Consider the following 23,698-nt stretch of genomic DNA (forward strand, 5'->3'; position numbering starts at 1 on the left):
CGCTCAGTAGGCGGTGTCTCGGCGAGAACTGGTTCCCTCGGGGGTTGGGGTCTGCGCGGCGCCGAGGCCGGTGACGGGGCCGGCGACGGCGACCGTCTCGGCGCCGTCGGGCCAGCGGAGGCGGACGCCCGGCGCGGCGACGACGCGGCCGACGGCGGCCGTCGTCGTGTGCGCCGTGTGCATCCGGCCGGTGCCGGGGCGGTCGGCGGTGATCATCGCGAAGCCGGGGAAGCAGGCGAGCCAGTCGCCCAGGCCGGCCGACTGCGGGGCCGGGATCGCCGCGATGTCGAGCACCGCGCCTCCGCCCGATGCCTCGGCGAGCATGCCGACGGTGCCGACGAAGCCGGCCATGCTGACGTCCTTCGCGGCGCGCGGCCGCGCGAGACCCACGGAGGCGGCCATCGCCCGCAGCTCGTCGCCGCGCCGCTCCGAGGTCGAGTCCCACTGGGCGCCCGCGAAGCCGGGCCGCCAGGCTCCGGAGAGATCGGCCGTCACCGAGAGCTCGTCGCCGATCGACGCGGCACCCGGTACCGGCGACGCGGTGCGCCCGAGTCCGGTGACGCTCAGGGCCGCCGGCACCCCGAGCTGCGTGTGCCCGCCGAGCACGGGCAGACCCCACGCCTCGGCGGCGTCCCGCAGACCGCCGACGATCCGCGCGGCGAAGGCGGCGTCGCGGGCGCCGATCGCGTCGAGCAGCCCGACTCCGGTCGCGCCCATCGCGGTCAGGTCGTTCACGTTGACCAGCACCGAGCACCAGCCCGCCCACTCCGGATGCCGCTCGACCATCGAGGGGATGATCGCGTCGCACACCGCCACCAGGTCGGTCCCGGGAACCGGGGCGCCGTCGTCGCCGACGAAGCCCGGGCCGCCGAGTCCGCCCGAGGCGGCGAAGGGGGCGAGGAGGGAGCCGAGCGCCGACTTGGCCGCCCGGGCCGCGCGATCGAGGCGGTCGAGCGGCCAGCGCATCTGCACGTGCGGCGTGCCGGCGACGGTCAGCGCACCGATCCGCTCCCAGCCGAGGCGGCGGAAGAGCACCTCGTTGCGCTCCTGCACCGAGGCCTCGAAGCGCAGCACACCGCGCGCCTCCGCCTCGGCGCACGCCGCACGCACGAGAGCCGCACCGATTCCCGCGCCGCCGCGCGCCTCGCGGGACACGACGAGCCGGCTGCCGGTCCACCAGCCCAGATCGCGGCCGGGTGCGACCGGCGCGAGCCGCACGCCTCCGAGCACCGCGCCCTCGCCGGTCACCGCGACGAGAACGATGCAGCGCGGGTCGTCGTCGACGTCGTCGGCGTCGCTCCCCGCGAAGAGCCCCTGCTCGGCCACGAAGACCTCGCGGCGCAGGGCGTGGTAGGCCGCGAGCTCACGCTCCTCGGCCCGCAGCACCGTGAACGCCGGAGCCCGGCGCACTCCCTCGAGGATCGACAGCTGCATCAGGCGCCGGCCGTCTTGAGCACTCCGCATGCCCCGCACGCCGCACAGCCCGCCGACTGCCCGGTGCTCAGCATCCCCGCGGCGATCAGCAGCGAGGCGACCTGCGCGCTCACCTTCTCGAGCAGCGAGCCCGCCGGCGGCAGCACGTGGTCGACCTCGGTCGCGAGCGTCCCGCGCAGCGGCCGGAACGGGACCACGAACGGGTACACGCCCATCTCGATCAGCTCCTGCGCACTGGCGACGAGCTCGTCGGGATCCTCGCCGAGGCCGACCAGGAGGTAGGTCGAGACCTGGTTGCGGCCGAAGATCCGCACCGCCTCGCGCCACGCCCAGCGGTACTCGTCGAGGGTGACGCGCGCCTTGCCGGGGGTCCAGCGCCGGCGCACCTCGTCGTCCATCGACTCGACGTGGATGCCGATCGACACCGCGCCCGCGTCCTTCAGCGCCTGCAGCGCCGACACGTCCGACGGAGGCTCGCACTGCACCTGGATCGGCAGGCCCGGCACCGCCTCGAGCACCGCGCGCACGCAGCGCGCGAGGTGGGTGGCGCCGCGGTCGCGCCCCTTGGAGGTGCCGGTGGTCATCACCATCTGGCTGATCCCGTCGAGTCGGGCCGCCGCCTCCGCGACCTCGGCCAGCTGCGCAGGAGTCTTCACCGCGATGGTCGAGCCCGCCTCGAGCGAGGCCTCGATGGCGCAGAACCGGCAGCGCTCGGCCTCGTCGTAGCGCATGCAGGTCTGCACGACGGTCGTCGCCAGGATGTCGCGGCCGTGCAGCCGGGCGATCTTCTCGTACGAGACGCCGTCGGCGGTCTCGAGGTCGTAGAAGCGGGGGCGGCGCACCGGAGTGACGTCGAGGCCGATGTCGGCGCCCTCGAGCAGCAGGCGGTCGCCGCGCACGACGTAGGGGCTCTTCGGATTGATCGGGATGGCGGCGCCGAGGCCGCCGAGCACGACGTGCCCGTCGTCGCTCGGGCCGGCGCCGGCCTCGCGGTGGACAGGGGCCTCGACGCGGATGCCCTGCAGGGCGATGTCGACGCGGGTGCGGAGCGTGGGGATACCGAGATCGGTCACGGATGACTCCTTCGTGGCTCGCCGAGGGCGGGCCTGCCGGGCCGCGCAGCACGCGGCCGGGATGTCGATGCGTTCGTCTCGCTCCCCAGTCAACGTCGGCCGTGTTTCGAGTCGATGACGGGCGGAACGCGGTCTGGTTACGGAATCGCCGTCACACAGGCTTCTTCCGCTCGAAACCAATCCGAAACACGTCATCGGCTTGACTGGAGTCGTTCCACTCGGCACCACCGCTCCATCCGGCGGACGTCATCCCGCGTCGTCTCACACGCTCCCGCCGGAAGCTCCAGCACACCGCTCGCCGAGCTCTTTCGGCGTACCCGCACCCCAGGAGGAACCACATGTCCGTCTCGCAGGAGATCGAAGACCAGGTCAGCGCCAACATCGAGAAGTCGCGCGGCGAGATCGCGCACCCGTCGCTCCCCAAGGGCAGCAACCTCTACGGCTCGACGAAGGTGTTCCCCGACTACCAGGCCGAGGAGGGGGAGTCGTACCTCACCCTCGTGCACGGCATCGCCCACGAGTCCTCGGTCAGCTTCGTCGCCGTGCTGCAGGCCACCCGCGCGGCCCGCAAGGGCTACGAGTCGGCGCTGTACTTCTACGGCCCCGGCACCATCAACGCGATGGCGACCCGCGGGTTCCCGACGGTGGGCGACTCCGGATTCCCGGGCGAGCAGAACCTCAACAACGCCATCGAGACGTTCATCAACGAGGGCAACCGCGTCTTCGTCTGCCGCTTCGGCATGGCGCTGCACGGCCTGCGCGAGGAGGACCTGATCGAGGGCTGCATCCCCTGCCACCCGCTCGACGTGCAGGACGCGCTCATCCACTACGCCCGCAAGGGCGCGATCATCAACTCGACCTACAACCTGTAGCCCGATGACTCGCGTCGGCTCGGTCGCGGCGAACTTCACCCGCGACCTCGATCAGAACTACGCGCTCATCGCGTCGCTCGCCGAGGAGGCGCGCGAGCGGGGAGTCGAGTTCCTCGTCCTCCCCGAGGCCGCGATCGGCGGCTATCTCTCCTCCCTCGGCAACCACGGCGACACGGTGAAGACCACGTCACGCTCGCTGCCGCCGGCGATCCACGTGAACGGCCCCGAACTGCGGCGCGTGCAGGAGATCGTGGGCGACCTGATGGTCGCGATCGGCTTCTGCGAGCTCGACGACGACGGCGAGACGCGCTACAACGCGGCCGCTCTGCTCGACGGCGGGCAGGTCTACGGCAGCTACCGCAAGGTGCACCAGCCGCTCGGCGAGCACATGTCGTACTCGGCGGGCCCCGGCTACAGCACCTTCGACACTCCGGTCGGCCGGGTCGGGCTGCAGATCTGCTACGACAAGGCGTTCCCGGAGGCGGCGCGCTCGATGGCACTGGACGGCGCCGAGATCATCGCCTCGCTCTCGGCCTGGCCGGCGGCGCGCACGGCGACGGCCGAGAACCTGCAGGAGGACCGCTGGACCTACCGCTTCAACCAGTTCGACATCGCGCGGGCCCTCGACAACCAGGTGTTCTGGCTGGCGTCGAACCAGTCGGGCACCTTCGGGTCGCTCCGCTACGTCGGCAACGCGAAGGTCGTCGACCCGGGTGGCAACATCCTGGCCACCACGCTGCTCGGGGCGGGCATGGCCGTCGCCGACATCGATGTGCGCGGCACGTTCGAGTCGATGCGGGGCGGGATGTTCCACCTCCGCGACCGCCGGCCCGATGCCTACGGTGACCTCGACCGCGTGTGGAGCGGAGGGCTGATCGATGCCTGAGATGACCTTCCACGTCCGCTGGCCCGACGGCACCGAGGAGCGCTGCTACTCGCCGAGCCTGGTGATGCACGACTACCTCGCCGCGGGCGGCCAGTACCCGGTCGAGGACTTCGTGGCCCGCTCGAGCGAGGCCCTCGACATCGCCTCCGACAGGGTGCGCGAGAAGTTCGGCTTCGCGTGCACCTCGGCGATGCAGCAGCGGAGCGAGATCGTCGAGACCGCGCGCCGCTTCGACGGCGGCACCGTGCGGGTGCTGGCGATGGATCCGGGGCGACCGTGATCGCGCCCGGCACGCACGTCGAGGTCGCCGTCGTCGGAGGCGGCCAGGCCGGACTCTCGCTCAGCCGCCACCTCTCGGACGACGGGATCGACCACGTCGTCCTCGAGCGCGACACCATCGGCCACGACTGGATCGACCGCCGCTGGGACGCGTTCACCCTCGTCACTCCGAACTGGCAGTGCCGGCTGCCCGGCTACCCCTACGACGGGCCCGACCCCGACGGTTTCATGACGCGCGACGAGGTGCACGCCTGGGTGCGGCGCTACGCCGCGTCGTTCGACGCTCCGGTGCTCGAGCACACCGAGGTCTCGCGGCTGCGCGAGCGCGCGGGCGGGGGCTTCGAGCTGGTCACCAGCGCGGGTTCGATCACCGCCGACCAGGTCGTCATCGCGACCGGCGGCTACCACCGGCCCGTCCTGCCGGCGATCACCTCGCGCCTCCCGCTCGACGTCGTGCAGCTGCACTCGGCCGACTACCGCTCGGCCGGAGCGCTGCCTCCCGGAGGCGTCCTCGTCGTCGGCTCCGGCCAGTCGGGCGCGCAGATCGCGGAGGACCTCTTCCTCGCCGGGCGCGACGTGCATCTCGCTCTCGGCAGCGCACCGCGGGTCGCCCGCTTCTATCGGGGGCGGGACTGCGTCGCGTGGCTGCAGGACATGGGCGTGTACGACATCCCCGTGCACGCGCAGGTCGGCGGGCTGACCAAGCGCGAGTCGACCAACCACTACGTCACGGGGCGCGGAGGCGGTCGCGACATCGACCTGCGCGCGTTCGCCCGCGACGGCATGCACCTCTACGGGCGGCTCGCGTCGGTCGAGGGCTCGAGCCTCCGCTTCGCTCCCACCGCGGAGGCATCGCTCGACTACGCGGACTCGGTCGCGGAGTCGATCAAGGACGACATCGACCGCTTCATCGCGGCGCGCGGCATCGACGCTCCGGTGGAGGCGCGGTACGAGCCGGTCTGGCGCCCGTCGGTCGAGGTGGAGTCGGTGGACCTCGCCGCCGCGGGCATCACGAGCGTGATCTGGGCGGTCGGCTTCCGCTCCGACTACCGCTGGGTCGAAGTCGGAGTCTTCGACGGCTCCGGGCACCCGACCCATCAGCGCGGTGTCACGAGCACGCCGGGGCTGTCGTTCCTCGGGCTGCCCTGGCTGCACACCTGGGGCTCCGGGCGCTTCGAGGCGATCGCGCGGGATGCGGAGCACCTGGCGTCGGAGATCCGTCGCGTCCGCGGCAGCCGGCGGCTCGAGTCGGACCTCGCCGGGTAGCCTCGGCGCATGACGGAGACGGTGATGGCGGCGGTCGCGGCGCACTTCGGTCGCAACCTCGACCGCACCCTCGCCAAGCTCCCCGGGATGATCGCGCAGGCCAGGGAGCGCTCCGTCGACCTGCTCGTGCTGCCCGACGCGACCCTGGGCGGGTACCTGCTCGACATGCACCACCCGGGGCCGTCCGACCTCCCGCCCAGCGTGGAGCTCGACGGGCCGGAGGTCGCGCGGGTCGCCGAGCTCGCGGGCGACATGACGGTCTGCTTCGGCATCTCGGAGCGGGCCCTCGAGGGCGGGCGCGACCTCCGCTACAACACCGCGGTCTGCGTGCAGGGCGGCCGCGTGATCGGTACGCACCGCAAGGTGCACCTGCCGCTGGGCGAATCGGAGGCGTACCTGCCGGGCTCGTCGTTCGCCGCCTTCGACTCGCCGATCGGGCGTCTGGGCATGCTGATCGACTTCGACAAGACCTTCCCCGAGTCGGCGCGCTCGCTCGCCCTCGACGGGGCCGAGGTGCTGGCCTGCCTGAGCGCCTGGCCGGCGAGCGTCACCGACCGCTCCGACCGGATCCGCAACGACCGGCAGGCGCACCTGTTCGACCTCTACGACTGCGCGCGGGCCGCCGAGAACCAGGTGTACCTCGTGTCGTCGAACCAGACCGGGGTGCTCGGCGGGCTGCGCTTCCTCGGGCAGGCGAAGGTCGTGGATCCGGCGGGCGAGATCATCGCGAAGACCTGGGCGAAGGGCGGGCTGGCTCTGGCCTCGGCCGACGTCTCCGCCTCCGTCGCCCGCGCTCGACGCACGATGAACCACCTGCGCGATCGCGCGGAGCACGCGTACCGGATCTGATGCGCATCGCCCTGCTCACCTACTCGACCCGCCCGCGCGGCGGGGTCGTGCACACGCTCGCGCTGGCCGAGGCGCTCGCGCGGGCTGGCCACGACGTGACGGTGTGGACGCTGGCGCGGGGCGGTGACGACTCCTTCTTCCGCCCTGTGGATCCGGCGGTGACGGTGCGCGTGATTCCGTTCTCCTCCGTCGACGCAGAGTCCGTGGGTTCCCGGATCGTGCGCTCGATCGACGCGATGGCTGCGGCTCTGCGCGGGGAGACGGGGCTCGTGCACGCGCAGGACTGCATCTCGGCGAACGCGGCGCTCGCCGCGGGGCTCGTGCCGGTGCGCACGGTGCACCACCTCGACGAGTTCACGACGCCGGAGCTGCGGGCCTGCCACGACCGCGCGGTACGGCTGCCGCGGGCGCTGCTGTGCGTCTCGGCAGCGGTGGCCGGCGAGGTGCGGGCGGGGTGGGGACGTCGCGCGACGGTGATCCCGAACGGAGTGGACGCGGCCCGGTTCGCGGCGGCCGCCTCCGACCCTGCGACCGCTGAATGGCGGGCCGAGCTCGGGCCGTACATGCTGGCGCTGGGCGGCATCGAGCCGCGCAAGGGCAGCATCGAGCTGCTGGAGGCGTGGGCGCTGCTGCGCTCGCGCGGAGTCGCCCTGGTGTTCGGCGGCGGAGAGACGCTGTTCGACTACCGGCCGTACCGCGCGGAGTTCGACCGGCGGGTCGCCGCGCTGGGGGTGGAGCCGGTGATCCTCGGGGCCGTCGCGGAGGAGCGGCTCGCGCCGCTCGTGGCCGGCGCCTCGGCCCTGGGCTTCGTGTCGGTCAAGGAGGGCTTCGGACTCGCGGCGATGGAGGCGCTCGCCGCGGGGGTGCCGGTGGTGGCGCGGGAGCTGCCGGTGATCCGGGAGGTGTTCGGCGACACGGTGCGCTACGGGAGCGATCCGGAGTCGTTCGCTCGCGCGCTCGAGGCGGCACTGGACGGTGGGGGCGGCTCCGCTGCGGGGCGGGAGCTGGCGTTCTCGCACTCGTGGGACGACGTCGCGGAGGCGCACGTGCGGTTCTACGAGGAGCTGCTCGGTGTCGACTGTGTTCAGAACGTAGGACGGATCTCCTCCGGCGTTCGCGGATCCGCATGACGGCGTCGTCGATCGAGCGTTCGTCCTACGTTGCGAACGTGCCGGTATGACGCGCCGGTCGATCTCCCGCATCCTCTCGGGTCTCGCCACGGCGGACCCCGATCGCGTCGTCGCGATCGCCGACGAGGGAGTGCTCACCGCAGGCGAGCTCGACCGCGTCAGCAACCGCCTCGCCCGCGCCTACCGCGAGCTCGGGGTCGACACCGACGACCTCGTCACGGTGTCGCTGCCCAACTCGCTCGACGCGATCGTCGTCTGCGCCGCGATCTGGAAGGCGGGCGCGACTCCGCAGCCCGTCTCGACCGAGCTGTCGCCGGAGGAGCGCGCCGCGGTGCAGCGGGTCGCCGCCCCGGCACTGGTCATCGGCGCCGCCTCCGCGACGGCGCCCTGGCGCCCGGGCGACTGGCGGCCGGCCGGCTCGGAGGAGCCGCTCGAGGACCGCTGGGCCTCGTCGTGGAAGGCGCCCACCTCCTCCGGCAGCACCGGGCGGCCGAAGGTCGTGCTCGCGAGCGGGCCGGCGCTGCTCGACCCGGAGGTGCCGGTCGCCGCGTTCCTGCCGCTCGCAGGCGTGCAGCTGGTCGCGGGGCCGATGATGCACTCGGCGACCTTCACCTATGCGTTCCGCGGGCTGATGACGGGGCAGACGCTCGTGATCCTGCCGCGCTTCGACGAGCGGCGCGTGCTCGAGGCGGTCGCTCGGCACCGGGTGACGTGGATGCTGCTGGTGCCGACGACGATCCGGCGGCTGCTGCTCTGCGATCGATCGGAGGTCGACGTCTCGTCGCTCGAGGTCGTGCTGCACCTGGGCGCCCCGTGCCCGCCCGACGACAAGCGGGCGCTGATCGACTGGCTCGGGTCGTCTCGGGTGGTCGAGGTGTACGCGGGGAGCGAGTCGAACGGGCTCACGATGATCAGCGGCGACGAGTGGCTCGAGCATCCCGGCAGTGTGGGGCGGCCGATCGGCGGCACGACGCTGCGGATCCTGCGCGAGGACGGGACGCAGGCTCTGGCCGGCGAGACGGGGCGGATCTGGATGCACCGCGGCGACGAGCCCGCCTACCGGTACCTCGGGGGGACCTCGTCCCGCACCTCCGACGGCTGGGACACGCTCGGAGACGTCGGCCGCCTCGATGCGGACGGGTACCTCTGGGTGCTCGACCGCGCCGACGACCTGATCCTGCGGGGCGGGGTGAACGTGTACCCGATCGAGGTCGAGCGGGTGCTGGAGTCGCACCCGTCTGTGCGCGGAGCGGTCGCGTTCGGGGTGCCTGACGACGACCTGGGGAGCGCGATCGAGGCGGTGGTGGACATCGGGGACGCGGGGGTCGATGCGGGCGAGTTGCTCGCGTGGGCGAACGCGCGGCTGGGGCGCGAGCGCCGCCTCCGGGCGCTGCGACGGGTGCGGGAGCCGCTGCGCAGTGACGCGGGCAAGGTGCGGCGGTCGTCGTTCGGGGCGGCGGCGAGGGATGCCGTCGCCGGATCCGACAGCGCGACGGCGGGTCGCGGCGCGAGTGCGGTAGACACGAGCCCATGACCTCCGACGAGCCTCCCGCCGCGCTGACGCCTCCCGAGCAGATCGACGCGCTGATCGCGAAGCACCCCGACTGGCGCGGGGCGCTGCTCGCCGAGGCGCGGCGTGTGATCCTCGCGGCCGAGCCCGGCATCGTCGAGGAGTGGAAGTGGATGGGCGCGCCCGTCTGGGAGCTCGACGGGATCCTCGTGGTGGGCAACATCTTCACGACGAAGGTGAAGCTCGGGTTCATGTATGGAGCGTCCCTGGAGGACCCGTCGGGGATCTTCAACGGCGAGCTCGGCGGCAACCAGCGCCGCTCGGTCGAGTTCGCCGAGGGCGACGAGCTGCCGGAGGAGGCGCTCACCGCCCTCGTCCGCGCCGCCGTCGAGCGCAACCGCGCCGCGCGTGCCGCCCGCCCGGCCCGCGCCGCCCGCGCCGCCCGCGCCAAGAAGTAGCCGCGCCCTGTCGGTGCCGCCGTGCACGCGTGATGCCGGCATGCACGCGGGAATGGCGGAACGGGCGTGCACGGAGGCAGCGGGCGTGCACCCGCGAGCGAATATCCGCGGAGGTGTCGATATCCGCTTCCGCCGTTCGACGCCAGAGTAGGAGGGCGCACCGAGCGCCCCACCGACCAGACGGAGAACCCCATGAAGTACATGCTGATCATGCGCGCGACCGACGCTGCGAAAGAGGCGTACGCCGCCATCCCCTTCGACGAGATCATCACGAAGATGGGGCAGTACAACGAGTCGATGATGAACGCCGGCATCCTGCTCGCGGGCGACGGACTCGCCGACGACGTCGCGACCACCGGCTTCGTCGTCGACTTCGCCTCCGAGCCGCCCGCCGTCACCGACGGCCCCTACGGCGAGACCCACGAGCTGTTCAACGGCTTCTGGATGATCCAGGTCTCCTCGAAGGAGGAGGCGAAGGAGTGGGCGCTGCGCTGCCCTCTCGTCCCCGGCAACAAGCTCGAGGTGCGCCGGGTGACCGACGAGAGCGACTTCGCCGACTTCGCCGACAACGAGTTCGTGCAGAAGGAGGCGGGCTGGCGCGAGGAGCAGGCCGCTCGCGACTGAGATGGACGACATCCGGGCGAGCGTCGCCGCGGTGTGGCGCATCGAGAGCGCGCGCATCGTGGCGACGCTCGCCAGGGCGACGGGCGATGTGGGCCAGGCCGAGGATCTCGCCCAGGAGGCGCTGGTCGAGGCGCTTCAGCAGTGGCCGGAGTCGGGAATTCCGCGGAACCCCGGCGCGTGGCTGACCGTGGTCGCCCAGCGCCGTGCGATCGACGGCTGGCGCCGCCGGGCCGCGCTGGACGACCGCTACCGCCTCCTCGCCCGCGATCTCGAGGAGGGCGTGGACGACACCTGGGAGCCGATCGACGACGACGTGCTGCGGCTGGTCTTCACGGCCTGCCACCCGGTGCTGTCGCGGGAGGCGAGCATCGCCCTCACGCTCCGCCTCGTCGGCGGGCTCGGGACGGACGTGATCGCGCGGATGTTCCTCGTCCCGGTCGCGACGGTGCAGCAGCGGATCGTCCGCGCCAAGAAGTCGCTCGCGGCTGCGGGCGTGCCGTTCGAGGTGCCGGAGCCGTCGGAGTGGAGGGCGCGGCTCGATGCGGTCCTCGGCGTCGTCTACCTGATCTTCACGGAGGGGTACGCCGCCACCTCCGGTGACCGCTGGCTGCGCACCGAGGTCGCGCACGAGGCGCTGCGGCTGGGACGCGTGCTCGCTGGGCTCCTGCCGCGCGAGCCCGAGGTGCTCGGGCTCGTCGCGCTGATGGAGCTGCAGGCGTCGCGCTTCGCGGCGCGCACGGCGGCCGACGGGTCGCCCGTGCTGCTGGAGGATCAGGACCGCACCCGCTGGGACCGCGCGCAGATCTCGCGGGGACGCGAGGCGCTCCTCCGTGCCGACCGGGTGGGGAGGGGGCGCGGCGCCTACGGACTGCAGGCGGCGATCGCCGAGTGCCACGCGATCGCGCCGAGCGTCGCCGACACCGACTGGGATCGGATCGTGCTGCTCTACGAGATCCTCGGGAGGGTGGCGCCGAGCCCGGTCGTCGAGCTCAACCGCGCCGTGGCCGTCTCGATGGCGACCGGCCCCGCCTCCGCGCTGCTGATCGTCGACCGATTGGGGTCGGAGGGTGCGCTGCGCGGTTCGCACCTGCTGCCGAGCGTGCGGGGCGAGCTGCTGCTCCGTCTCGGCAGGCGGTCGGAGGCGCGCGCCGAGTTCGCGACGGCCGCCTCGCTCGCGGGGAACGACCGCACGCGCGCCCTGCTGGAGTCGCGCGCCGCCGGGCTCTGACGTGCGTGCGCGATCTGCAGGAGCTGGTGCGATCTGCAGGAGTTCAGCCCCTGGCGCGCCCCTGGCATGCGTGGAGAACGCATTTTCCGCAGTCAACTCCTGCAGATCGCACCATCGCCTGCAGACCGCACGCGCGCCTACGCCTCCGTCACGAGGCCGTCGGCCACGCGCCACTGGCGGGTGAGCTGCACCGTCTCGAGCATGCGCCGGTCGTGGGTGACCAGCAGCAGTGTGCCCTCGTACGCCTCGAGCGCCTGCTCGAGCTGCTCGATCGCGGCCAGGTCGAGGTGGTTCGTCGGCTCGTCCAGCACCAGGAGGTTCGTGCCGCGCGCCTGCAGCAGTGCCAGCGCCGCGCGGGTCCGCTCGCCGGGTGACAGCTCGCCGACGCGGCGCGACACGTGATCGGCCTTGAGCCCGAACTTCGCCAGCAGCGTCCGCACCTCGGCGGTCGGCCACTCGGGCACCAGCGCCTCGAACGCGTCGGCGAGCGGGACGTCGGAGGCGAGCATCGCGCGGGCCTGGTCGATCTCGCCGATCGCGACACTCGCGCCGAGCGACGCGCCACCCTCCTCCGGCACCGACCGCCCCAGCAGCAGGGAGAGCAGCGTCGACTTGCCCGCGCCGTTGGGCCCCGTGATGCCGATGCGGTCGCCCGCGTCGACCTGCAGCGACACCGGGCCGAGGGTGAACGACCCGCGCCGCGCGACGGCTCCGTTCAGCGTCGACACCACCGAGCTCGAGCGCGGCGCCGTGCCGATCGTGAAGGCGAGCTGCCACTCCTTGCGCGGCTCCTCCACCTCCTCGAGGCGCGCGATGCGGCTCTCCATCTGGCGCACCTTCTGGCCCTGCTTCTCGCTCGACTCCATCGACGCCTTGCGCCGGATCTTGTCGTTGTCGGGCGACTTCTTCATCGCGTTGCGCACGCCCTGGCTCGACCACTCGCGCTGGGTCCGAGCACGCGAGACGAGGTCGGCCTTGGTGTCGGCGAACTCCTCGTACTTCTCGCGACGCTGGCGCCGGGCGGTCTCGCGCTCCTCGAGGAACGCGTCGTAGCCGCCTCCGTAGACCGAGTTCGTGCCCTGCGCGAGATCGAGCTCGAGCACCCGGGTCACACTGCGCGCCAGGAACTCACGGTCGTGGCTGACGAGAACGACTCCGCCGCGCAGGCCCCTGACGAACGCCTCGAGCCGCTCGAGGCCGTCGAGGTCGAGGTCGTTGGTCGGCTCGTCGAGCAGCACGATGTCGAAGCGCGAGAGCAGCAGCGCCGCGAGTCCGACCCGTGCCGCCTGTCCGCCCGAGAGCGAGGTCATGGTCGAGGAGGCGGAGACGCCCGGTTCGCCGAGGGCGAGGCCCAGGTCGGCCAGCACGACCGGGGTCCGCTCGTCGAGGTCGGCCGCGCCGCTCGCGAGCCAGCGATCGAGAGCGAGCGCGTAGCGGTCGGCGATGCTGCCGTCGGGGTCGGCTTCTGCGAGGGCGGAGGCGGCGGTGTCGAGCTCGGCCGACGCCTCCGCGCAGCCGGTGCGGCGGGCGATGTAGCCGGCGACGGTCTCGCCGTCGCGGCGCTCGTGCTCCTGCGGAAGCCAGCCGACGAAGGCGTCGCCGGGCGCGAGCACGACGGTGCCCTCGAGCGGAGGGATCTCGCCGGCGAGGATGCGCAGGAGCGTCGACTTGCCTGCTCCGTTGGCCCCGACCACGCCGATCACGTCTCCCGGGGCGACCGTGAGATCGAGTCCGTCGAACAGGGTGCGGTGCGCGTAGCCTCCGGAGAGGCCCTTGGCGACGAGAGTGGCAGACACCGCTCCAGGGTAGGCGGCGCGCCTCGCTAGACCGCCTGATTGCACGCGCGTCTAGGATGAGCGGATGAGCGAGACCACGGTCAGGAGCGGTGCGGGGTACTGGTACCCCGACGAGTCCTCGACGCGGCGCGCCGTCGAGGTGTTGAGCGCCATGCGCTCCTACCGGGTGTCCGAGGTCTCGATGCGCCGCCGCACGCGCGAGAAGATGGCGATGGGCGAGACCGACCTGATCGCGATCCAGTTCCTGCTCCGCCAGCAGCGAAGCGGAGTCATCGTCGGCGCGAAGGACCTCGCCGGCCACCTGTCGATCTCGTCCGCGTCGACGACCGTGCTGATCGATCGGCTCGTCCGCAGCGGGCACCTCGTCCGCAAGCCGCACCCGACCGACCGCCGCGGCATCGTCGTGGAGGCGACCGTCGACAGCGACGAGGAGGTGCGCGCGACGCTCAAGGAGATGCACCGCAGGATGCTCGAGATCGCCGAGGATCTGGACGCCCACGAGGCCGAGGTCGTCGTGAACTTCCTCCGGCGGATGAGCTCGGCCGTCGACGAGATCGACGCGGCAGAGCCGGACGCCGAGAATTAGCTAGACAACCTAGTAAAGAGCCGGGCTAGAGATAGGCTGGCGTCATGGGTCAATTCCTCTACGGCACCCCGCCGGCTGTGATCGAGATCGAGGACCGGACCCTCGCCCATCTCCAGATCGTCATCTACGCGAAGTTCCGGCGCGACGAGCGCTTCAGCCTCACCCTCGACTCGATGCCCGAGGGAGCGCGGGGTCGCCACTCGTTCTGGATGAATCCGAACATCGCTCTGCAGTTCCACTTCGCCGGGAGCCGCCAGCCGACCATCAACCCCTCGTGGGTGGAGGCGCTGATGGATGCGGCGAACGGCGGCGGCGGGCTGCGCCTGCTGCCGGAGCCGCACGCCTGATCACTCGGGGCCTGATTCATCAGGCCTGAGAGATCCGCACCATGTTGCCGGAGGGGTCGCGGAACGCGCAGTCGCGCGGGCCCCAGCTCTGCTCGATCGGCTCCTGCAGGACCTCGGCCCCGGAGGCGCGCAGCGACTCGAAGGTCGCGTCGAGATCGCTCGCGCGGAAGACGAGCATCGGCAGCACCCCCTTGGTCAGCAGCTCCTGAAGAGTGTCGCCGTCGGCCTGCGATCGGCCGGCGTGCGGCACCGAGAGGACGAGGCCCATGCCCGGCTGCGCGTCGCTGCCGAGAGTGACCCAGCGGAAGCCTCCGTTCGCCACGTCCATGACGACGTCCAGGCCGAGGGCGTCGCCGTAGAAGGCGATCGACTCGTCGACGTCGGTGACGGTGATGTTCACGTACTGCAGTTCGATGCTCATGGCGGCGACTCTATGCCGGGGGTCCGGGGCACCGCTTCTCCGATCGTGCTCGATGCCGGCATCACGACGTCCGCCAGGAGTGCCGCTCATCGGCCATGGCGCACGAGCGGTGCTCTCAGCTGATGTTGTGCGCGACGGCGGCGGGCGCGGGGTGCAGCGGGCGGGTCTGGAAGCGCGCGATGCAGGCGGGCATCGCCTCGACCGCGTCGTGCGGGCCGTCGCGATACGCGGAGGGGGTGCGGCCGATGATCTCGGTGAAGCGCGCACTGAACGAGCCGAGCGAGGTGCAGCCGACGGCCAGGCACGCCTCCGTGACGCTCGCCCCGCCGCGCAGCAGTGCCATCGCCCGCTCGATCCGCCGGGTCATCAGGTAGCTGTACGGAGTCTCGCCGTACGCCGCGCGGAAGCGGCGCGAGAAGTGCGACGGCGACATCAGGGCCCGTGCCGCCATCGTCGGGACATCGAGCGGACTCGCGTAGTCGCGGTCGATCAGGTCCCGGGCACGGCGGAGGTGCGCGAGGTTCTCGAGCTCCTGCGGCATCACGCGTCCGACGATAGACCCGCGCCGATCTCCTAGGGTGGACGCGTGCGCCGGGGGTCGGCGCCGCGAGAGGCACGCCATGCGCACCAGAGCACTCGGAGGCGCCGCGATCGCCCTCGCCGTCACCGCGGGCCTCGCCGGCTGCGCAGCGCCCATGCCGACTCCGACGGTGACGGTGACGGTCTTCGCCACCGCGACTCCCACGCCCGACCCCACCGTGACCGCCGCGCTGCCGCAGACGACCGCCACCGTGTTCGTGCCCCTCCCGGAGGTGACGGTCACCCTCACGCCCAATCCCGTGCCCGACATCCCCGAGACGGCCTTCGCGGTCGACAACGGCGCGGTTCCGGGGGCGAACGGCGAGCCGACGCGCGACGCGGCCGGTGACATCGTCAGCTACACCGTGGTGCAGGGCGACACGTTCTTCGACATCGCCCAGCGCTTCGGCATCCCGGTGCAGCAGCTGCTGCGGATGAACCCGACGATCGCGGGGGCGGGCACGGCCGTGTACATCGGCTCGGTCATCAACCTCGACGCGAGCACGCTCGGCTGAGCCGAGGAGCTACTGCGACTTCGGCAGGACGTGGAAGGCGAGCCCGAGCGAGGCCGAGATCATCACGATGCCGCCGAAGAAGAGGAAGCCGGCGATGTCGGGCAGCAGGAACGAGTTGCCCAGCACGAGGATCCCGCCGACGAACAGCACGAACGAGAGGACGACGCCCAGACCAGTCATGCCCTCATCGTACGGGGCTCAGGGCAGCAGGAGCGCCTCGAGCTCGTGCGGCTCGGACACGAGCGCGATGGTGCCGACGGCCTCGACCGGGGAGCCGTAGCCCCACTCGACCATGATCGTCGGGATGCCGTGCGCGGCGGCTCCGTGCACGTCGTGCTCGCGGTCGCCGACCATCACGGGCGACGAGAGGTCGACGCCGAGCGCACGGAGGCGGCGCAGCGCCTCCTCGACGACATCGGCCTTCGCGCTGCGGACCTCGTCCTCGGAGGCTCCGCAGATCACCGTGAAGTACTGCGCGAGCCCGTAGTGCTCGAGGACGCGGGTCGCGGCCGACTCCGGCTTCGACGTCGCCAGCGAGAGCGGAATGCCCGCCTCGGCGATGCGCGCGAGGATCTCGGGGACGCCGGCGTAGACGCTCGAGTCGAAGAGGCCTCCCGCGTTGTACCGGCGGCGGTAGACGGCGAGCGCACCCTGCGCCTCGTCGACGCTCATGCCGCCGAGCTCGCGGAAGGCGTCGAGCAGCGGGGGGCCGACGTAGGCGAGGAGCTCGACGGGCAGGGGCACCGGACGGCCGAGCTCGACGAAGGTGTCGACGAGCGTGCCGGTGATGCCGGGCGCCGAATCCGTGATGGTGCCGTCGAGGTCGAAGAGGATGCACGACCAGGTCCTCGAACCGAGTGCGCCGTGACCGGCGTGCGCGAGAGTGGTGTCGGACATGGCGGGCTCCTGAACTCGAGTGGCTCGATGACACCGGCGCTGCCCCGCCGGGCCTGACACTCTACGGCCGAACGATGTCGGCGGCGTGTCCGCGGTCAGGTGCCGAGCGCGTCCTCGATGAAGGACCGCGCGATCACCTGGGCGATCGAGCCGGGATCGAGCTGGACGGCGACGAAGTCGGCGGTGCCGATGAGGGCGAAGGCCTCGCGGCCGGGCAGCACCAGCATCTGCACGCGCGGGTGCTGCTGGCGGGGAACGGCCGCGCGCACCTCGTCGGTCGACGTGAACAGCGGCAGGACCTGCTCGCCCGTGGTGGTGGCGACGGTGCGGACGTGCGGGACGCCTCCCGGCTGCGAACCCGTGACGTCGACGACCAGCGAACCGGCGAGGCAGGCGTCGAGGAGGCGCGTCACTCCTTCCCGAGTCGGCTCGGCGACCAGCGCCTCGAGTGCTTCTCGGGCGGGTGCGTTGCGGGCCGGGCCCGGCTTCAGTGGTCGCGCGGGGGGTCCGCCTCTCGGGGTCATGACCTCACGCTATCGGGTGACCTCTCTTGTCGCCCGAATGAGTGGAGTAATCGACGATTGATGGTGACTTCAGAGAATCGGACGGTGTCAGCACGGCATTCCAGCCGCTAATCGCCCCTCTGATCGCGCCGAATGACGTCAAAGAATGCCGATAAGTGTGCCAGATGCTAGGAGAAGGGGTAATGTCTTCTTCGGTTCGACAACACGACACAGTCGGATCCGTAGCGGTCGAGCCTCGGGGTCCGACCCCGTCGGATCCGATCGAGGCGGGCCCGATTCGCATCCGGGCCGTTATCCGACGAGTCCCGGGAGTATCCGACGAGTCCCGGAAGTACAGCGAGCCGACTACGCGGGTCCGAGAACATTCGGGCTCGAGAACGCCAGGCCCGAGAACACACCTGGTCTGAAGAAGCATCCGAGATCCGATCGGTTCCGACCATCGGTCCGGACAACACTGGAGGAAAAAGTGGCACAGAAGATCACGCTCGTCGACGATATCGATGGCACCCCTATCGACTCCGGAGACGGCGGAACCGTCCGATTCAGCATCGACGGCGCCAACTACGAGATCGATCTCGGCCCCGACAACATCGCCGGCCTCCACTCGGCCCTCGAGAAGTTCGTCTCGAGCGCCCGCCGCGTCGGATCGCGGCCCGCGGCCGCCACCTCCGTCGCGACCGCGTCGAAGAGCGACCCCAAGCAGCTCAAGGCGATCCGCGAGTGGGCGAACGCCAACGGCCACCAGGTCTCCGACCGCGGACGCATCCCCGCCGAGGTCCAGGCCGCGTACCAGGCGGCGCACAAGTAAGCCGCTCCGGCACCGCACCGAAGGCCCCCGTCGAGTCCGCTCGCGGGGGCCTTCGGTCTGTGCGGAGTCGGGAACCTCTGAGTGAGGTGGGTCTCGATACGCCCCTGCGGCGGCTGCTCGACCAGCGGGGTTGCGGCCAGGAGTCCTTGCGCCTCACTGCTCGAACGGAAACGGAGCAGGGTCGGGTACCGCTTATCGATGCTCGCGGGAATCGAGCCCAGTCATCGGGCCGGACGGCCGACGGACTGGTCAGAAGAGGCGGGTGTGCGAGTCGTCGACTCCGCGCATGGTCTCGTAGTCGAGCACGACGCAGCGGATACCGCGGTCCTGCGCGAGAGTCCTCGCCTGCGGCTTGATCTCCTGGGCCGCGAAGACTCCGGTCACCGGCGAGAGATGCGGATCCCTGTTCATCAACTCGAGATAGCGGGTGAGCTGCTCGACTCCGTCGATCTCTCCGCGGCGCTTGATCTCGACGGCGACAGCGGCGCCATGAGAATCGCGGGCGAGGATGTCGACGGGTCCGATCGCGGTCATGTATTCGCGGCGGACGAGAGTGTGGCCTTCGCCGAGCAGATCGATCTGCTCGGCGAGCAGTCGCTGCAGATGAGCCTCCACTCCGTCTTTCACGAGACCCGGATCGATACCGAGTTCGTGCGCCGAATCGTGCAGGACTTCGTGGATCGAGACCACGAGTGCATCGCCGGTCTTCTTGTGCGCGACCGTCCACTGCTCGAGGACTCCCGCCTCCCTCGCCTCGTCGTCGGGCAGGCCGGTCGTGAGGGTGCACGGCGGGCTCATCCAGTTGAGCGGCTTGTACGAGCCGCCGTCGGAGTGCACGAGGACGCTGCCGTCGGCCTTGACCAGCAGCAGACGGGTGGCGAGGGGGAGGTGGGCGCTGAGGCGGCCGGTGTAGTCGACCGAGCAGCGCGCGATGACGAGACGCACCCGTCGAGGATAGACGCCGCGTCAGTCCGAGTCGGGTGCTGAGCGGCGACGGCCGATCGGCGGCACGGCCGGCGCGGTCATCAGGGAGGCGCGGAGGGCGACCGCGAACTCCGCCGGCGACTCGACCCACGGGTAGTGCCCGCACGCCTCGATGGCGGCGAGACTGCCGAGCGGGAACAGGGCGGCGAGCTCTGCGAGCGGCTCGAAGCCGGCCAGCGCGTCGTCCTCGCCGCCGACGACCACGACGGGGCAGGCGACCCGGCTCAGTGCGCCGCGCAGCGCCTCCGCATCGATCGGGGCCGAGAAGGCCGCGAACGCCTCCGGAGACCACTGCGCCGCGCTCTCGTGGGCGCGAGCGCGTTCATCCCAGGTCGACCAGCCGAGGGGAGCGGCGCGCCGGACCTGCGCGAGGCGGCGGAGCGGATCCTGCTCGTGCGGGTAGGCCGCGGCCGCCGCGATCACGACGTCGAACCACTCCTCGCCGCGACGGCGGTGCGCGAGGGCGGCGCGGTCGTCGCCGTGGAGGCCGAGCCAGGCGGTGCCCGGAGCGATCAGGAGCAGGTGCTCGAGACGTCCGGGCGCACGCGCGGCGTAGACCAGAGCGGTGCGGCATCCGGCCGAGTGGGCGACCAGGTCGAGGGCGTCGACGCCGAGGTGGAGTCGGAGGTCCTCGAGATCGTCGGCGAGGTCGACGAACGAGCGAGCGGGGACCGAGGCCGACCCGCCGACCCCGCGGGGATGCAGCACGAGGATCCGGCGGGTGCCCGCGATCGAGTCGAAGCAGTCGAGGTAGTCGGGGTGCCGCCCGGGCCCGCCGGGAACGGCGACGAGAGCCGGCCCGCCGGCCGCACCGAGCTCGTCGACGTGGATCACCGCTCCATCACGCGCTGCGAATCGCACTGCAGCCCCCTCCGCCGTGCTCAGGAGCCTATTCGCGTCGGCTCGGCGGTGGGTGGGTGCACCTCCGGCTCGTGGAATCGTGGTCGGCTCGCGGGAATCGCCGCATTCTGCGAGCCGAACGTGATTCTGCGAGCCGAACGGTCGTCTGCGAGCGTGGGGGGCGGGCGTCAGGCCATGCGGATGACGTTGCCGGTCACGCGCCGGCCGGCGGGCGAGACGAGGAAGGAGGCGAGGTCGGCGACCTCGTCGGGGCGGGCGACGTCGAAGAAGCGGTCGTCGGCGTCGACGGCGGTGCGGACGTCGTCGGTCACCCAGCCGGTGTCGGTGACGGGCGGGTGCAGGGCGTTCGCGGTGACGCCGAGCGGGCCGAGCTCGAGCGAGGCCGAGATCGTGTAGTCGACGAGGGCGGCCTTCGCGGCGCCGTACGAGACCTCGCCGGGGAAGCCCCGCTCGCCTCCGGAGGTCAGTGACACGATGCGCCCGCCGTGGGCGCCGCGGCGCTCGAAGCGCTCGGCGAACTCGGCGATCAGCAGGGCGCCCGCGCGGGCGTCGACCGAGAACTGGCGGTCGAAGGTGTCGGCGGTGAGCCGGCGCTGCGGCCGGCCCATCCAGTCGGCGTCGCGGGCGCGGAAGGTGTCGATCAGGGAGGCGGTGGCGTTGTGGACGAGCACGTCGACGGGGCCGAGCGACTCCTCCGCGGCGTCGAAGAGCAGGGCGGCGGAGGCGGCGTCGCGGAGGTCGGCCGACACGGCCCGTGCGCGACCACCGGCGGCGCGGATCCGCTCGGCGACCTGCTCGCCGTCGGTCCGGTGCGCGACGCGCTGGCGCTCGGGCTCGTACTCGGGGATCTCCTCGGCGAGGTAGGCCACGAGCACGGCGAGCCCGTCGGTCGCCAGGCGCTCGGCGATCGCGGCGCCGATGCCGTGGTTGGCGCCGGTGACGAGGGCGACGCGGCAGGGCTCGAGGCCGGGCCCGCTCATGCGGACACCGCCTCGCGGCGGCTGCGCGCGGCGGGCGACGCGAGCCCCGCCACGACGACGAGCGCGAGCACCAGGAACAGCGCGTTGAGGATGCCGAAGTGCTCGCCGAGGAACCCGAGCGCGGGGGGCCCGACGAGGAAGGCGACGTAGCCGAGCGTCGCGACGGCGCTGACCCGTGCGGCCGAGTGCGGCCCCTCCGCTGCCGCCGACATGCCGACCGGGAAGCCGAGCGAGCAGCCCAGACCCCAGGCGACGGCTCCGACGATGACGAGGGCGTCGATCGGCGCGAGGATGAAGAGCAGGATGCCGACGACGGCGAGGACCGCGGAGCCGCGCAGCACGGGCACGCGGCCGAAACGGTCGAGCACGGGGCCGCCGATCACCCGGCCCACGGTCATCGCGCCGACGAAGACGCCGAACACGATGGCGGCGGAGGTCATGTCGGCCCCGTGGCCGTCGACCATCGCGAGGGTCAGCCAGTCGTTCGCCGACCCCTCCGCGAACGCCATGCCGAGCATGATCAGGCCGATGAAGACGAGGCGGGTGTCGCGCCAGACGCCGATCGAGTCGGCGACGCGCTCTCGCACCGGGGCCTTGACGGCGGTCGCCGCGTCGACATCGCGGACCGGGACGAAGCGGATCGCGACGAACGCGGTCGCCACGACCACGGCCGCGATCACGACGAGGTGCACGGCGACCGGCACAGCGAGGGCGGAGGCGGCGGCGCCGAGGAGCGCGCCCAGCACCGTCCCGAGGCTGAAGAAGGCGTGGAACAGGGGCAGCAGTGTCTTGCCGAAGGCGGCCTCGTTCGCGGCGCCCTCGACGTTCATCATCACGTCGACCGCGCCGTTGCCGAAGCCGAGCAGCGCCATGCCGGCGAAGGCGATCGGGAGTGCGCCGAGGGAGTCGGCGGCGACGCCGAGGATCGCGAGTCCGGAGGCGCAGATCGTGAGGCCCGCGACCATGCCGTGGCGGGCGCCGACCAGCGACATGATCGTGGTCGACAGGGTGAGGCCGATGATCGCACCGATCGACATCGCGAGGATCAGCAGCCCGACGCCGGCCGTCGACAGCTCGAGATCGTCGCGGATGGCGGGCGTGCGCGAGACCCAGGTCGCGATCGAGACGCCGCTCAGCACGAAGATCGTGAAGACGGCGTTGCGCCAGGAGACCAGCTGGGAGCGGGTGAGGGCGGGGGATGCGGCGGTGGTCATGACGGGGATTCCTGGAGCGGGCCGGGTCCGGTTCGTCCGGACCCCGCGGAACGGGGTTGGCCGCTGTCGAATCGATTCGACAGCGGGTCGGTCTAAGCTATCCGGAACCCCCCGGCCGGTCAAGGAGCCGCGGGTCGCCTACCCGTCGAGGAGCACCGTGGAGTCGAGCACCGTGGAGTCGAGCACCGTGGAGTCGTCGACCGCGGGGTCGCCGAAGCCCCGCGTCGCACGCCCGACGCTCGCGAGCGTCGCCGCCCACGCCGGAGTCTCGGCGTCGACCGCGTCGCTCGTCTTCAGCGGGGCCGGACCGGTGTCGGCGGCCACCAAGGAGCGGGTGCTGGCGGCGGCGGCCGAGCTCGACTACGGAGGACCGGATCCGCGGGCGCGCTCGCTCCGCAAGGGCAGCTCGGGCATCGTGGGAGTCGTCGTCGATGAGCGGCTGCTGCACGCGTTCCGCGACCCGATCAAGATCGCGATGCTCGACGGCATCGCCGACGTCCTCGGAGCGGCGGGCGCGGGCATCCTGCTGCTGACCGAGACCGAGGACGGCGCGGGCCTGCTCGCGACCGCGCCGGTGGACGCGATGATCCTGGTCGGCTGCAGCCCCTCGGTCGACGACTCGCTGGCGATCCTGCGGAGGCGCGGGGTGCCGGTCGTCGTGGTCGAGGGCTTCTCGGAGCTCGGCGCGGTGGTGGTCTCGCTCGACAACCGCGAGGCGAGTCGCACCCTCGCCGAGCACGTGCGGGAGCTGGGGCACGAGCGCGTCGCCTCCGTCGCCCTCCCGTTCGCGAAGGACCGCCGTCGCGGCCCGATCCCGGAGGACTGGCGCTCGAGCTCGAGCATCACGGCGGTCGATCGTCTGGCGGGCGTGCTCGACGTCTTCGCCGACGTCGAGGCGGTGGCCGTCGCGGCGAGCACGGTCGACGAGGGCGTCGCAGCGGGGCGCGCGCTGCTCGATGTCGCGGAGCCGCCCACCGCGGTGATCGCGCAGAGCGACATGCTCGCGGCGGGCGTCATCCTCGCCGCCGAGCAGCTCGGACTCCGGGTGCCGGCCGACGTCTCAGTGCTCGGCTTCGACGGAGTCCAGGTGCCCGGGCTCGCGGCCGAGTACGACCTGACGACGATGGTGCAGCCGGCCGTCGACAAGGGTCGCGCCGCGGCACGCGCGGTGGTGGCGATGCTCGCGGGCGAGCCAGCTGACGAGGTCTGCTTCAGCGCGGTGTTCCACCGCGGGAGCACGAGCGCGCCGCCTCGCTGACGGCTCGACCGGACGCTTCCCGGGCTTCGTCGCGCGCGTTGCGCCCGGTTCGGGTCCGTTCGTGCAGAATGCGCGCCGTGAGTGGACGCGCGCGGGGTCTTGCGGGGCGTCCGACCCCCATGCGCGTCCGTTCGCGTGCGGTGCCGGTTGCGGGAGGGCCCTCGAGTGGACGCGTGCTGGGGTCTGCGCACGCCGTGCGACCCGATAGGCGTCTGTTCGTGTGCGGTGCGGGTGCGTGGACCCTCGAGCGGACGCGTGTCGGGTCCTGCGGGGGGCTGTCCGACTCGATGTGCGTCCCTTCGCGGGCGAGCCTCGCTCG

General features: G+C 72.1%; 27 protein-coding genes. 15 read left to right on the forward strand and 12 right to left on the reverse strand.

Annotation, left to right across the window (positions count from 1 at the left end; translation table 11 throughout):
- Positions 1–3: 3 nt before the first annotated feature.
- Positions 4–1,434 carry an MSMEG_0567/sll0787 family protein gene (locus ASG06_RS06350; RefSeq protein ID WP_056039939.1) on the reverse strand — a complete coding sequence of 477 codons (1,431 nt, stop codon included), beginning with the start codon at positions 1,432–1,434 and terminating at the stop codon, positions 4–6.
- On the reverse strand, positions 1,434–2,507 hold the full coding sequence (locus tag ASG06_RS06355) for an MSMEG_0568 family radical SAM protein (RefSeq protein WP_231727630.1): 1,074 nt from the start codon (positions 2,505–2,507) through the stop codon (positions 1,434–1,436). The genes ASG06_RS06350 and ASG06_RS06355 overlap by 1 nt, the downstream gene beginning before the upstream one ends.
- Before the next feature lie 338 nt (positions 2,508–2,845).
- Between ASG06_RS06355 and ASG06_RS06360 the strand changes: the two genes are divergently transcribed.
- From ASG06_RS06360 to ASG06_RS06405, 10 genes are all read left to right on the forward strand, one after another.
- Positions 2,846–3,379 (forward strand): MSMEG_0572/Sll0783 family nitrogen starvation response protein, encoded by a 534-nt coding sequence (locus tag ASG06_RS06360; protein WP_056039940.1) that lies wholly within the window; start codon positions 2,846–2,848, stop codon positions 3,377–3,379.
- Between the two features lie 4 nt (positions 3,380–3,383).
- On the forward strand, positions 3,384–4,265 hold the full coding sequence (locus ASG06_RS06365; RefSeq protein ID WP_056039944.1) for a carbon-nitrogen hydrolase family protein: 882 nt from the start codon (positions 3,384–3,386) through the stop codon (positions 4,263–4,265).
- The gene (locus tag ASG06_RS06370; protein WP_056039946.1) at positions 4,258–4,545 is read left to right on the forward strand and encodes an MSMEG_0570 family nitrogen starvation response protein; all 288 of its coding nucleotides are present in this window, start codon (positions 4,258–4,260) and stop codon (positions 4,543–4,545) included. Before ASG06_RS06365 ends, ASG06_RS06370 begins: the two co-directional genes overlap by 8 nt.
- Positions 4,542–5,810: an MSMEG_0569 family flavin-dependent oxidoreductase gene (locus tag ASG06_RS06375; protein WP_197409365.1), complete on the forward strand. Its 1,269-nt coding sequence runs from the start codon at positions 4,542–4,544 to the stop codon at positions 5,808–5,810. The genes ASG06_RS06370 and ASG06_RS06375 overlap by 4 nt, the downstream gene beginning before the upstream one ends.
- A gap of 9 nt (positions 5,811–5,819) precedes the next feature.
- Positions 5,820–6,659 (forward strand): carbon-nitrogen hydrolase family protein, encoded by an 840-nt coding sequence (locus tag ASG06_RS06380; RefSeq protein ID WP_056039948.1) that lies wholly within the window; start codon positions 5,820–5,822, stop codon positions 6,657–6,659.
- The gene (locus ASG06_RS06385; protein ID WP_056039950.1) at positions 6,659–7,789 is read left to right on the forward strand and encodes an MSMEG_0565 family glycosyltransferase; all 1,131 of its coding nucleotides are present in this window, start codon (positions 6,659–6,661) and stop codon (positions 7,787–7,789) included. The genes ASG06_RS06380 and ASG06_RS06385 overlap by 1 nt, the downstream gene beginning before the upstream one ends.
- A gap of 46 nt (positions 7,790–7,835) precedes the next feature.
- Positions 7,836–9,323, forward strand: a complete 1,488-nt coding sequence (locus ASG06_RS06390) for an AMP-binding protein (RefSeq protein WP_056039952.1) — start codon at positions 7,836–7,838, stop codon at positions 9,321–9,323.
- On the forward strand, positions 9,320–9,757 hold the full coding sequence (locus ASG06_RS06395) for a DUF1801 domain-containing protein (RefSeq protein ID WP_056039955.1): 438 nt from the start codon (positions 9,320–9,322) through the stop codon (positions 9,755–9,757). The genes ASG06_RS06390 and ASG06_RS06395 overlap by 4 nt, the downstream gene beginning before the upstream one ends.
- A gap of 192 nt (positions 9,758–9,949) precedes the next feature.
- Complete coding sequence (locus tag ASG06_RS06400; RefSeq protein WP_056039957.1) at positions 9,950–10,381, forward strand: YciI family protein; 432 nt, start codon at positions 9,950–9,952, stop codon at positions 10,379–10,381.
- Between the two features lies 1 nt (position 10,382).
- Positions 10,383–11,609 (forward strand): RNA polymerase sigma factor, encoded by a 1,227-nt coding sequence (locus tag ASG06_RS06405; protein WP_056039959.1) that lies wholly within the window; start codon positions 10,383–10,385, stop codon positions 11,607–11,609.
- Positions 11,610–11,746: 137 nt separating this feature from the next.
- On the opposite strand, the gene ASG06_RS06410 is transcribed toward ASG06_RS06405, so the two are convergent.
- On the reverse strand, positions 11,747–13,405 hold the full coding sequence (locus tag ASG06_RS06410) for an ABC-F family ATP-binding cassette domain-containing protein (RefSeq protein ID WP_056039960.1): 1,659 nt from the start codon (positions 13,403–13,405) through the stop codon (positions 11,747–11,749).
- A gap of 64 nt (positions 13,406–13,469) precedes the next feature.
- On the opposite strand from ASG06_RS06410, the gene ASG06_RS06415 reads away from it, so the two are divergent.
- Both ASG06_RS06415 and ASG06_RS06420 read left to right on the forward strand, forming a co-directional pair.
- Positions 13,470–13,991, forward strand: coding sequence for a MarR family winged helix-turn-helix transcriptional regulator (locus tag ASG06_RS06415; RefSeq protein WP_056039961.1), 522 nt, complete (start codon positions 13,470–13,472; stop codon positions 13,989–13,991).
- A gap of 44 nt (positions 13,992–14,035) precedes the next feature.
- Positions 14,036–14,338 carry a DUF7882 family protein gene (locus tag ASG06_RS06420; RefSeq protein ID WP_056039963.1) on the forward strand — a complete coding sequence of 101 codons (303 nt, stop codon included), beginning with the start codon at positions 14,036–14,038 and terminating at the stop codon, positions 14,336–14,338.
- A gap of 19 nt (positions 14,339–14,357) precedes the next feature.
- Here the strand turns inward: ASG06_RS06420 and ASG06_RS06425 are convergent, their stop codons facing one another.
- Complete coding sequence (locus tag ASG06_RS06425; RefSeq protein WP_056039965.1) at positions 14,358–14,759, reverse strand: VOC family protein; 402 nt, start codon at positions 14,757–14,759, stop codon at positions 14,358–14,360.
- 115 nt (positions 14,760–14,874) lie between these two features.
- Positions 14,875–15,303, reverse strand: coding sequence for a helix-turn-helix transcriptional regulator (locus tag ASG06_RS06430; protein ID WP_056039967.1), 429 nt, complete (start codon positions 15,301–15,303; stop codon positions 14,875–14,877).
- A 76-nt stretch (positions 15,304–15,379) separates the two neighbouring features.
- Between ASG06_RS06430 and ASG06_RS06435 the strand changes: the two genes are divergently transcribed.
- Positions 15,380–15,853, forward strand: a complete 474-nt coding sequence (locus ASG06_RS06435) for a LysM peptidoglycan-binding domain-containing protein (RefSeq protein ID WP_056039969.1) — start codon at positions 15,380–15,382, stop codon at positions 15,851–15,853.
- A 9-nt stretch (positions 15,854–15,862) separates the two neighbouring features.
- Here ASG06_RS06435 and ASG06_RS19895 read toward each other — a convergent pair whose 3' ends face one another.
- The 3 genes from ASG06_RS19895 to ASG06_RS06445 all read right to left on the reverse strand — a co-directional run bounded on the left by ASG06_RS19895 (position 15,863) and on the right by ASG06_RS06445 (position 17,274).
- A complete protein-coding gene (locus ASG06_RS19895; RefSeq protein ID WP_156465885.1) occupies positions 15,863–16,033 on the reverse strand; it encodes a hypothetical protein in 171 nt (56 codons plus the stop codon).
- A gap of 18 nt (positions 16,034–16,051) precedes the next feature.
- On the reverse strand, positions 16,052–16,750 hold the full coding sequence (locus ASG06_RS06440; RefSeq protein WP_056039971.1) for an HAD hydrolase-like protein: 699 nt from the start codon (positions 16,748–16,750) through the stop codon (positions 16,052–16,054).
- Between the two features lie 95 nt (positions 16,751–16,845).
- Entirely contained in the window at positions 16,846–17,274 is a 429-nt protein-coding gene (locus ASG06_RS06445; RefSeq protein ID WP_056039973.1) for an SseB family protein, read from the reverse strand.
- A 466-nt stretch (positions 17,275–17,740) separates the two neighbouring features.
- Here ASG06_RS06445 and ASG06_RS20210 point away from each other — a divergent pair, with 466 nt between their 5' ends.
- Positions 17,741–18,082 carry a histone-like nucleoid-structuring protein Lsr2 gene (locus tag ASG06_RS20210; RefSeq protein WP_056039975.1) on the forward strand — a complete coding sequence of 114 codons (342 nt, stop codon included), beginning with the start codon at positions 17,741–17,743 and terminating at the stop codon, positions 18,080–18,082.
- Positions 18,083–18,331: 249 nt separating this feature from the next.
- On the opposite strand, the gene nucS is transcribed toward ASG06_RS20210, so the two are convergent.
- The 4 genes from nucS to ASG06_RS06470 form a co-directional block, all read right to left on the reverse strand.
- Positions 18,332–19,027: an endonuclease NucS gene (nucS, locus tag ASG06_RS06455; RefSeq protein ID WP_056039977.1), complete on the reverse strand. Its 696-nt coding sequence runs from the start codon at positions 19,025–19,027 to the stop codon at positions 18,332–18,334.
- Between the two features lie 21 nt (positions 19,028–19,048).
- Entirely contained in the window at positions 19,049–19,900 is an 852-nt protein-coding gene (locus tag ASG06_RS06460; RefSeq protein ID WP_056039979.1) for an alpha/beta fold hydrolase, read from the reverse strand.
- Between the two features lie 194 nt (positions 19,901–20,094).
- Positions 20,095–20,907, reverse strand: coding sequence for an SDR family NAD(P)-dependent oxidoreductase (locus tag ASG06_RS06465; RefSeq protein WP_056039981.1), 813 nt, complete (start codon positions 20,905–20,907; stop codon positions 20,095–20,097).
- Complete coding sequence (locus ASG06_RS06470) at positions 20,904–22,121, reverse strand: MFS transporter (protein WP_056039984.1); 1,218 nt, start codon at positions 22,119–22,121, stop codon at positions 20,904–20,906. Before ASG06_RS06470 ends, ASG06_RS06465 begins: the two co-directional genes overlap by 4 nt.
- Before the next feature lie 157 nt (positions 22,122–22,278).
- On the opposite strand from ASG06_RS06470, the gene ASG06_RS06475 reads away from it, so the two are divergent.
- Positions 22,279–23,379 carry a LacI family DNA-binding transcriptional regulator gene (locus ASG06_RS06475; RefSeq protein WP_231727631.1) on the forward strand — a complete coding sequence of 367 codons (1,101 nt, stop codon included), beginning with the start codon at positions 22,279–22,281 and terminating at the stop codon, positions 23,377–23,379.
- Positions 23,380–23,698: the final 319 nt, after the last annotated feature.

Origin of the sequence: Rathayibacter sp. Leaf185, from assembly GCF_001423885.1 — a bacterium.
GTDB lineage: Bacteria > Actinomycetota > Actinomycetes > Actinomycetales > Microbacteriaceae > Rathayibacter.

Bases quoted from the DNA above. Each gene is read 5' to 3' on its own strand.
- ASG06_RS06350 (WP_056039939.1), bottom strand. From the start codon at position 1,434: ATGCAGCTGTCGATCCTCGAGGGAGTGCGCCGGGCTCCGGCGTTCACG.
- ASG06_RS06360 (WP_056039940.1), top strand. From the start codon at position 2,846: ATGTCCGTCTCGCAGGAGATCGAAGACCAGGTCAGCGCCAACATCGAG.
- ASG06_RS06365 (WP_056039944.1), top strand. From the start codon at position 3,384: ATGACTCGCGTCGGCTCGGTCGCGGCGAACTTCACCCGCGACCTCGAT.
- ASG06_RS06370 (WP_056039946.1), top strand. From the start codon at position 4,258: ATGCCTGAGATGACCTTCCACGTCCGCTGGCCCGACGGCACCGAGGAG.
- ASG06_RS06380 (WP_056039948.1), top strand. From the start codon at position 5,820: ATGACGGAGACGGTGATGGCGGCGGTCGCGGCGCACTTCGGTCGCAAC.
- ASG06_RS06385 (WP_056039950.1), top strand. From the start codon at position 6,659: ATGCGCATCGCCCTGCTCACCTACTCGACCCGCCCGCGCGGCGGGGTC.
- ASG06_RS06390 (WP_056039952.1), top strand. From the start codon at position 7,836: ATGACGCGCCGGTCGATCTCCCGCATCCTCTCGGGTCTCGCCACGGCG.
- ASG06_RS06395 (WP_056039955.1), top strand. From the start codon at position 9,320: ATGACCTCCGACGAGCCTCCCGCCGCGCTGACGCCTCCCGAGCAGATC.
- ASG06_RS06400 (WP_056039957.1), top strand. From the start codon at position 9,950: ATGAAGTACATGCTGATCATGCGCGCGACCGACGCTGCGAAAGAGGCG.
- ASG06_RS06405 (WP_056039959.1), top strand. From the start codon at position 10,383: ATGGACGACATCCGGGCGAGCGTCGCCGCGGTGTGGCGCATCGAGAGC.
- ASG06_RS06415 (WP_056039961.1), top strand. From the start codon at position 13,470: ATGAGCGAGACCACGGTCAGGAGCGGTGCGGGGTACTGGTACCCCGAC.
- ASG06_RS06420 (WP_056039963.1), top strand. From the start codon at position 14,036: ATGGGTCAATTCCTCTACGGCACCCCGCCGGCTGTGATCGAGATCGAG.
- ASG06_RS06425 (WP_056039965.1), bottom strand. From the start codon at position 14,759: ATGAGCATCGAACTGCAGTACGTGAACATCACCGTCACCGACGTCGAC.
- ASG06_RS06435 (WP_056039969.1), top strand. From the start codon at position 15,380: ATGCGCACCAGAGCACTCGGAGGCGCCGCGATCGCCCTCGCCGTCACC.
- ASG06_RS19895 (WP_156465885.1), bottom strand. From the start codon at position 16,033: ATGACTGGTCTGGGCGTCGTCCTCTCGTTCGTGCTGTTCGTCGGCGGG.
- ASG06_RS06440 (WP_056039971.1), bottom strand. From the start codon at position 16,750: ATGTCCGACACCACTCTCGCGCACGCCGGTCACGGCGCACTCGGTTCG.
- ASG06_RS06445 (WP_056039973.1), bottom strand. From the start codon at position 17,274: ATGACCCCGAGAGGCGGACCCCCCGCGCGACCACTGAAGCCGGGCCCG.
- ASG06_RS06465 (WP_056039981.1), bottom strand. From the start codon at position 20,907: ATGAGCGGGCCCGGCCTCGAGCCCTGCCGCGTCGCCCTCGTCACCGGC.
- ASG06_RS06470 (WP_056039984.1), bottom strand. From the start codon at position 22,121: ATGACCACCGCCGCATCCCCCGCCCTCACCCGCTCCCAGCTGGTCTCC.